The organism is Gordonia sp. UBA7860, from assembly GCF_002500165.1.
Taxonomy (GTDB): domain Bacteria; phylum Actinomycetota; class Actinomycetes; order Mycobacteriales; family Mycobacteriaceae; genus Gordonia; species Gordonia sputi.
Genome location: NZ_DLSO01000132.1, coordinates 1 through 8,353, shown reverse-complemented (window position 1 = coordinate 8,353; position 8,353 = coordinate 1). Strand labels below are relative to the sequence as shown.

General features: G+C 61.1%; 5 protein-coding genes and 1 pseudogene. 2 read left to right on the top strand and 4 right to left on the bottom strand.

The window, feature by feature from the left end:
• Positions 1–92 precede the first annotated feature (92 nt).
• Positions 93–1,067 (bottom strand): helix-turn-helix domain-containing protein, encoded by a 975-nt coding sequence (locus B3T59_RS16820; protein WP_287004409.1) that lies wholly within the window; start codon positions 1,065–1,067, stop codon positions 93–95.
• Between the two features lie 109 nt (positions 1,068–1,176).
• Entirely contained in the window at positions 1,177–2,370 is a 1,194-nt protein-coding gene (locus B3T59_RS16815; protein WP_064862424.1) for an alcohol dehydrogenase catalytic domain-containing protein, read from the bottom strand.
• 196 nt (positions 2,371–2,566) lie between these two features.
• On the opposite strand from B3T59_RS16815, the gene B3T59_RS16810 reads away from it, so the two are divergent.
• Both B3T59_RS16810 and nhaA read left to right on the top strand, forming a co-directional pair.
• The gene (locus tag B3T59_RS16810) at positions 2,567–5,239 is read left to right on the top strand and encodes an excinuclease ABC subunit UvrA (protein ID WP_197502331.1); all 2,673 of its coding nucleotides are present in this window, start codon (positions 2,567–2,569) and stop codon (positions 5,237–5,239) included.
• Positions 5,240–5,305: 66 nt separating this feature from the next.
• Positions 5,306–7,168: a Na+/H+ antiporter NhaA gene (nhaA, locus tag B3T59_RS16805; RefSeq protein WP_287004405.1), complete on the top strand. Its 1,863-nt coding sequence runs from the start codon at positions 5,306–5,308 to the stop codon at positions 7,166–7,168.
• 66 nt (positions 7,169–7,234) lie between these two features.
• Here nhaA and B3T59_RS16800 read toward each other — a convergent pair whose 3' ends face one another.
• Positions 7,235–7,645: a pyridoxamine 5'-phosphate oxidase family protein gene (locus tag B3T59_RS16800; RefSeq protein WP_169315778.1), complete on the bottom strand. Its 411-nt coding sequence runs from the start codon at positions 7,643–7,645 to the stop codon at positions 7,235–7,237.
• 40 nt (positions 7,646–7,685) lie between these two features.
• Positions 7,686–8,051 (bottom strand): annotated as a pseudogene (locus tag B3T59_RS16795) (DJ-1/PfpI family protein); the annotation flags it as partial.
• Positions 8,052–8,353 lie beyond the last annotated feature (302 nt).

Genomic DNA, 8,353 nt, shown 5'->3' with positions numbered 1-8,353 from the left:
CCGTTAATCTGATACTCCCACGTCGGGAAACCAGGCGGCGTGCACGCTGGTTCGGTTAGGCGAGCGGGGGAGACGACTGCGTGGCCGGGCGGCTAATGGAACTGTTCGCGGTAGTCGTTCGGCGTCATGCCTGTGATGGTTCGGAAGGTGCGGTAGAACGAGCGTTCGTCGTTAAAGCCCGCTTCCCGCGAGATGTGAGAAATAGACTTCGTGGGGTGGTTGCGGAGCAGGTTCTGTGCGGCTTCAACGCGGGCCCTGCGCAGGTAGTCCATGAGCGTGTAGTCGGTGTCGTGAAAGAGTCGGTAGAGGCTTCTGCGGGACAATCTCACCGCATCGGCGATGCGGTCGGCGTCGAGGTCAGGGTCGGTGAGGTGTGCATGAATGTAGGCGAGTACTTGATCGCGACGAAGGAGCGCGGGTATCTCGGCCGGCGGGCGTAGGGGGCTAGTCAGCCGTAGCAAAGATACGGCTAATGAGGCTGCGTGCGGTTCGAGTCGGGCTGCTGCGACGGGGTCGTCGGCCTGGTAGTGGGCCAGTTGGGTGAAGAATGCAGACACAGCGGAGAGAACTCCAGAACACTCCATGGGTGTGGCGAGGATATCGGTGGTGCGGTCCATGCCGGCCAGTGCGAAGGCGCGATCGGCGCCCACCTGGACGACCACCTGCTCGTAGGGTCCATCGGCGTGCATGCGGAACGGCAGGGAGCTGTCGTAGATGAACAGCGATCCGGGTGCGGCGAGGTGGGTGTGGTCGGCCTGCTCGATCAGGCAGCTACCACGGATCTGGAACGTTGCGAAGAGATACTCGTCGGCGTCATGTCCCTGCGCGATGCGGGTTGCCGAGCGACGGGCGTCCTCGGCGTTGGCGCGCTTGGTCGACAACGTGAAATTGGTGTATCGGCCGAGAGCAACGTCGCCGTAGAAGCCTGGAAGAACGGGATCGGTAGCGACGTCGGTGCAACTGTGTCGACGGATCTCTGCCCATCGGTCGCCAATAGTGTCGTCGGTGGTGTCGGCCGTAGACCAATGTTCGAACACTGGGAGTTCAATGTCGTGTGTATCGACCATCTCGTGATCACCGCCAGTGGGTTAGGTTCTCGCTTTAGTAAACCATCGGCCCTGTGTCTGCGCTTCTGTGCAGACACAGGGCCGACCACGTCTAGGTAGCTGGTAGCGCTCAGGCTGAGAGCATCCCGTGGGGGTCGATGATGAATTTGTTCGGCGAGCCCTGGTCGAAGGTCTCGTAGGCGGCGGGCGCTTCGTCGAGGCTGATGACCTGGGTGTTGAGCATTGCGCTGAGGTAGGGCATGCGGTCCCAGAGGATGGCCATCATCAGTTCGCGGTTGTAGTGCATGATCGGTGCCTGCCCTGCCGTCACGCGTGGCGATTTGATCCAGGCCTTACCGAAGTCGATCGGATAGGTGCCCTGTTGCTCATCCTTCGACGCGGCGAGTGGGTCGGGCCCGTAGACGCCGATAACGCCAGTAGCTCCGCCGGCCCTGGTGGCGTCGAGAACCTGATTGATCGCGTTTGCGGGGTCCATGGACTGCGCGTCAGCACCGATACCGTGAGCTTCGGTGCCGACATAGTCGACGGCGCAATCGACCATGGGCTCGCCGAGGATTGCCTCGATCTGATCGGTGAGGGGGATGTCTTGACTGAGATCAATAGTCTCGCAGCCGTTGCTTTTGACCAGGTCCAACCGGTCTTGATGGTAGTCGCCGACGATGATGCACGAGGCCCCGAGCAGTCGTGCCGCCGCGGCTCCGCAGCGCCCGACGGGGCCAGCGCCGGCGATATAGACGGTGGATCCTGGTTTGGCGCCCGCTTCCATGAGTCCGTGAAACGCTGTCGGCAGAATGTCCGAGAGCAAGGCGAGATCTCGGATCTTCTCCATGGCCTGGTCTTTGTCGGGGAAGCGCAGGAGCTGGAAGTCGGCGTACGGCACGAACAGATATTCGGCCTGTCCGCCGTCCCAGTTTCCGAGATTGAAGCCGTAGGCGGCGCAACTCACATCTGCGTTGGTCGTCTCGCAGACCTCTGTGCGACGCGCGCGACAGTTTCGACATCGTCCGCACGCAACGTTGAACGGTACCGAGACCAGATCGCCCTCGGTCAGAAACTCCACGTCCGGGCCGACCTCGACGACCTCGCCGGTCATCTCGTGTCCCATGACCATGCCCTGGGGAACGGGGAAGGACCCACGGTAGATGTGTAGGTCGCTGCCGCAAATGTTCGTCGCGACCATCTTCAGGATGGCGCCATGTGGCGCCTTCTTGCCATTCGGCATCTCCAACTTGGGGAAGTCGAGTTCCTCGACTTTCATGTGTTTCGGGCTGTCGAACAGTACTGCACGATTGCCGTTTGCCATGTCGATCTCCTTGGGTTGGTGGTGATCTCGGGCGGCCATCGGCCTAGAAAGCGCTTGTGTTCAAGGCGGCTGGCCGTATCCCATCGTATGCACGCCCGCTGATGAGTGTCGCTGACATGCAGTGCCAACAAGATGTCAGAATGCGCCGGTCTGTTTGGGAGTGTCCGTGCGCGGATTGTTCGCTATCGTCACCGACATGAGTCACAGTTCCGATGGTGGTGGCAGCACGCAAACGACTGATACTCACAGTGACTGGCGCGACGGAGTGGTTGTCCGCGGTGCCCGGCAGAACAATCTGGCTAATGTCGACCTCAATGTTCCGCGCGATCGGCTCGTGGTTTTCACTGGCGTATCCGGATCGGGCAAGTCATCGTTGGCGTTTGGGACGCTGTTCGCAGAATCCCAACGCCGCTATCTCGAGTCGGTGGCTCCGTACGCGCGACGCCTGATCGATCAGGTTGGTACGCCTGATGTCGATGTCGTCGAGGGCCTGCCCCCGGCGGTGGCATTGCAGCAGCAGCGCGGCGGCACGAATGCGCGTTCCACAGTGGCCAGCGTGACAACACTGGGCAGCCTGGTCCGGATGCTGTACTCCCGAGCAGGGAGCTATCCCTCCGATCAGCCCATGCTCTACGCAGAAGACTTCTCTCCCAACACTGTTCAAGGTGCATGCCCAACGTGCCACGGGATCGGACGGGTCTACGAGGTGGACGTCGACAAGATGGTGCCCGACCCGTCTCTGAGCATCAGAGAGCGAGCGATTGCGTCGTGGCCACCAGGGTGGCCCGGCGGCAACCTGCGAGACATCCTGGTGTCATTGGGCTATGACGTAGACATCCCGTGGAAGAAACTCAAGAAGAAGGACAGGGACTGGATTCTGTTCACCGAGGAGCGGCCCACTGTACCGGTCTACGCGGGTCTGACTCCCGCTCAAACCCGACGGGCCATCGCCGCAGATATGGAACCTAGTTACGAGGGCAACTTTGTCGGGGCTCGCCGTTTTGTGCTGGACACCTTCGCCAACACCAAAAGCGCAATCGTGAAGAAGCGTGTCGCCGAATTCGTTACTAGCGCAGTGTGTCCCAGCTGTCACGGCAAAAGAGTGAAAGCGGAGTCGCTTTCGGTCACATTCGAGGGACTCGACATTGCACAATTTGCCGCGTTGCCGTTGGCTACCATCGCCGACATCGCACGCGCTGTGACATCGCCGGGGTGGGCGCCAGTCGAGGGACCCTCGGGCAAGGTACTGGATCGCACACGTCGCTCGACAGCCAGACAACAACGGGTCGCCGCTGGGGGATCGGCACACGACGCAGCGCCAGATGTGCGGCGCACCCCGAACGACTCGACTGAGAAAATCGTTGCAGCACAACGACTCACCGAGGATCTGCTGGAGCGGATTGAACCCATCATCGACCTCGGACTGGGCTACCTGGCGCTCGACAGGACGACACCGACACTATCTGGCGGCGAGCTACAGCGTTTACGGTTGGCAACCCAGTTGTCGTCGAAACTCTTCGGCGTGGCATATGTCCTCGACGAGCCGTCTGCCGGTCTTCACCCCGGCGATCTACCCGCGCTTCTACGCATCCTTCACGGGCTGCGCGAACGCGGTAACAGCGTGTTCGTGGTGGAGCATTCCCTCACCGTCATTGGAGAAGCCGACTGGCTTGTCGACATCGGCCCGGGAGCCGGCGAAAACGGCGGTCACGTGCTCTACAGCGGAACGCCCGGGGGACTGGCCGACGTGACGGAATCCGTCACCCGCCGCTACCTTTTCGACACCACGTCCCCGAGCGAACCACCACGACGAGAACCCTCTCAATGGTTGTCCCTCAAAGGGATTGAGCGCAATAGCCTGCACGCCCTCGATGTGTTGATCCCAATCAAGGTGCTGACCGCGGTGACAGGCGTGTCGGGCTCAGGCAAGTCAAGTCTGGTCAGTCAGGCTCTTCCTGCGCTGATCAGTGAAGCACTGGGGCGCTCGACTCTTCCCACCGACACAGACGAGCACGCCGACGACACAGACCTGCTACTGGCTGGCGACCAGGGCACAGTGTCAGGGTATGTCGACGGGGGGCTGGGCGGGCTTCGTCGCGTCGTGGTCATCGACCAACGACCCATCGGACGCACGCCGCGCTCCAACGTCGCCACCTATACCGGCATGTTCGACCGGGTGCGTAAATTGTTCGCCGCGACACCGCTGGCAAAAAGGCGCCACTACAAGCCCGGCAGGTTTTCCTTCAACGTCGCCGGCGGCCGTTGCCCGACGTGCGAAGGGGAAGGGTTCGTGATGATCGAACTGCTCTTCCTGCCCAGCGTCTACAGTCCCTGCCCCGACTGCCACGGCACCCGGTACACGCAGAGCACTCTGGAGGTCACCTGGCGCGATCGCAACATCGCCGACGTCCTTGCCATGAGCATCGACGACGCACATACATTCTTCGTCGGCGAGGAGGAGATACTGCGGTCGCTCACTGTCCTTCGCGATGTCGGACTCGGCTATCTTCACCTAGGTCAGCCAGCCACCGAACTCTCCGGGGGAGAGGCCCAACGGGTGAAGCTCGCTTCCGAGCTGCAACGTGCCCACCGCGGTGACGCGCTGTACATCCTTGATGAGCCCACCGCAGGCCTTCATCCGGCCGACAGCGACCGTCTGCTCGAACACGTCCAAGGCCTCGTCACCGCTGGCAACACCGTGGTCATGGTGGAGTTGGATATGCGGGTTGTTGCGCAAGCCGACTACGTCATTGATCTCGGACCTGGAGCCGGCGCCGACGGGGGCAGCATCGTCGCTGCGGGCACACCAGAACACGTGGCCGCCGGCGCCGGCACAACAGCACCGTATCTCCGCGCGGCGCTCAGTTAATTACGGACACACTCAGTACTTCGCGTCCCTACGCCGACCATCCGACAATCCCATAGGACTCCACCGATGCCACACCAGCCACCATCGCCACAAGGACTTCTCCAGCGGGCCCGCTTCACCCTGCGCACCGAATCAGGCTCAGCAATGCTGACAGTGCTGGTCATCGTCGTCGCGTTGGTTTGGGCGAATTCGCCTGTCTCAGACACTTACAGCGAGTTTTGGCATCAAGATGTCGGGTTCAACATCGGCGCGATGCAACTTCACATGAGCCTTCGGCACTGGATCAACGACGGGCTGATGGCTGTGTTTTTCTTCCTCATTGGACTGGAGGTACGCCAAGAATTCGCCCACGGCACGTTGCGCGACCGCAGCCGTGTGCGATTGGCATTCATCGCTGGTGTGGCAGGTGTCTGCCTTCCTGCGGTGATCTATGCACTCGTTGTTCGCAGCGGCAGCGCACTGCAAGGCTGGGGAATCGTGGTGGGCACCGATACCGCGTTCATGCTCGGCGCTCTCGCGCTGGTCGGCCCACGCTTCTCCGGACAATTACGAATCTTCCTGCTCACCGTGACGGTCGTCGATGATTTTTTGGCAGTATCCATCATCGGCATTTTCTACAGCGACGAGATCAAGCTGCTTCCGCTCGCGATCGCGCTGGTATGTCTGGTGCTGGTGTGGCTACTCGGACGCGCACGCCAGTGGCGGGCAGCACCCTACGTCGTTGTCGTTATCGCCTTGTGGTTCAGCACTATTGAATCGGGCTTACATCCTTCGCTGACCGCGATGATCGCCGGGCTTCTCGTCCCGGCATACGCCACCCAACGCCACAAGGTGGTGGCTGCCCGCGAACTGTTCCGCGACTTCTGGCAATCCCCGAGTGCAGCGTCCAACCGCGCCGTCGCACGTGGACTGGCCAAAGGCACCTCAGTCAACGAACGCCTCCATGAGTTTCTCCGAACGCCTACGTCATTGATCGTGATCCCCGTGTTCGCGCTCGCCAATGCCGGTGTCGATCTGCGCGGTGGGGTGCTGAGCGACGCCCTGGGTTCAAAAGTCGCGTGGGGTGTGGTCCTCGGACTCGTTCTGGGCAAGCTTCTCGGTATCGCAATCGCGACCTACATTGCTGTCCGTTTGGGCGTCGGTCGTCTACCCCAAGGTGTCGGGATGGGCAGCGTGATGGGGGGTGCGGCTCTTAGCGGAATAGGGTTCACCGTGTCGCTGCTGCTCATCGATCTGGCGTTCGGGGTGTCATCGCAGATGGGTGCAGAAGCGACAGTAGGCGTGCTCCTTGCGATGGTCCTCGCCACCCTGTTGGGTGCGGGTATTTTCCGGGTGGCGGCCGCCAGGTTTGGCGAACAAACAGCAGACCTGCCGATGACGCTCGAGCCACAGGTCGACCCGGAGGTCGACCATGTCCGCGGCCCGGACGACGCACGACTCACACTGGTCGAATACGTGGACTTCGAGTGTGCCTTCTGCGCTCATGCCACCGGTGGATGGGACGATCTGCACGATCACTTCGGTGACGACCTACGGTACGTCGTACGCCACCTGCCGCTCGTCGATACCCACCCCCACGCGATGCTCGCAGCACAGGCAGCAGAGGCTGCTGCCCGCCAACAGATGTTCTGGGGGTGGCTCGACTACGTCTTCGCTCATCAACAAGACGGCCTCGAACGACACGACCTACTCAGATATGCCGACGACATCGGCCTCGACACAGCTCAGTTCGCCGACGATCTCGATAGCGACGAGGTCATTGAACGTGTCCGGCGAGACATGCGCAGTGCGCACGCAAGCGGCGCTCGAGAAACACCCACGTTCTTCATCGAGGGTTGCCGAGTACTCGGCAACTACGACGCCCGCACTCTGACCAGAGAGCTCGAGGACAGCCGACGTGCCGCACGTACACAAGTCCCAGCCCTGTGACAGTCCCTGACCCAGCGTGAACGGGCCTGACTAGGGGCGACGAAGATTTGCCGTATCGCAGTTGCACTACCACGCGCGAATCGCGAGAGGTGTCAAGATCACGCCTTCAGAGAATTCGTCGGCGTATCGACTTGGCGTTGATTGCAACGCATCTCGGATACGTGACTCGTACTTGGACAAATAGGCGGTGAGACGTTCCGGCGTGTCACTGACCGGAGCCAGCTGTGCCCTACATTCCATCGTGAGGACACCGTTTCCTAGTGTTCCGTCGCCATCGAGATGGAACGACACCAACGAATTCGACACGATGTTTTTGATCTTCCCGGCCCGCGGCTGACTGATCACGAAGATGGTGTCTCCGTCGAAATGGAACCACACATAGGAACTCTGTGGCTGCCCGTCTCGCCGAACGGTCGTGATCCAGCCAAAATCCGCAGCACGGAGCCTGGATGAAGAATCTCCACTGATCGTGATCACTGTGGCTCCCAAGAATGTTTTCGACGACAAACTCTCATCGTCACGACGCACCCATTTGGTTCTGCCGAGTCGCCCGGGAAAACTCCACCACAAGGGCCGCATCAAATAACGCGAGATCGCCTGCGCTGCGGCCAGTAACTAGCACGGATGAACCACTTCGGTCGACGAACATAGATTTGTCGACCCAACTACCTCCCACGCCGAGGATCTCGGCTTCCAGAGTCGGGTTGGCGGTAACGGTTCTGCCGCTGAGCACATCAGCGCTGACCAGTACGCCCGATGCGTAGTCGATAGCTGCGACGGGCTTACCCGTATCGCAAAACTCTCGGACAAACTTCACAGCGGCATCTTGTAAGCGCAGACTGTCCGGGGTCGCAAGCACGCAAGGCAGCACTAACGCATCGAAACTAACCGGGGTCGCGCCCTGACGGCCATCACTGGGCTCGAAGCTGTCCGCAGCGGGAAGACGCGCAGAGCACGAACAGTGTCATCCCGAATCGACAACAGACACGGTCTGCCGCCTGTCTCCTCGACGATTCGCCAGGACGACGTGAGTTCGGCGTGGTCAACTGCCTCGGGTGCGACGAGAAAAGCAACGGCGGCACCGAGTAATTCATCAGCCATGACTCAAGTATTCCTTCCAGATGCCGCCCGAAGTCGAGGCATCACCCCTGTGACTTCACTCCGAGGGGCTGGTGCACGAGTGGG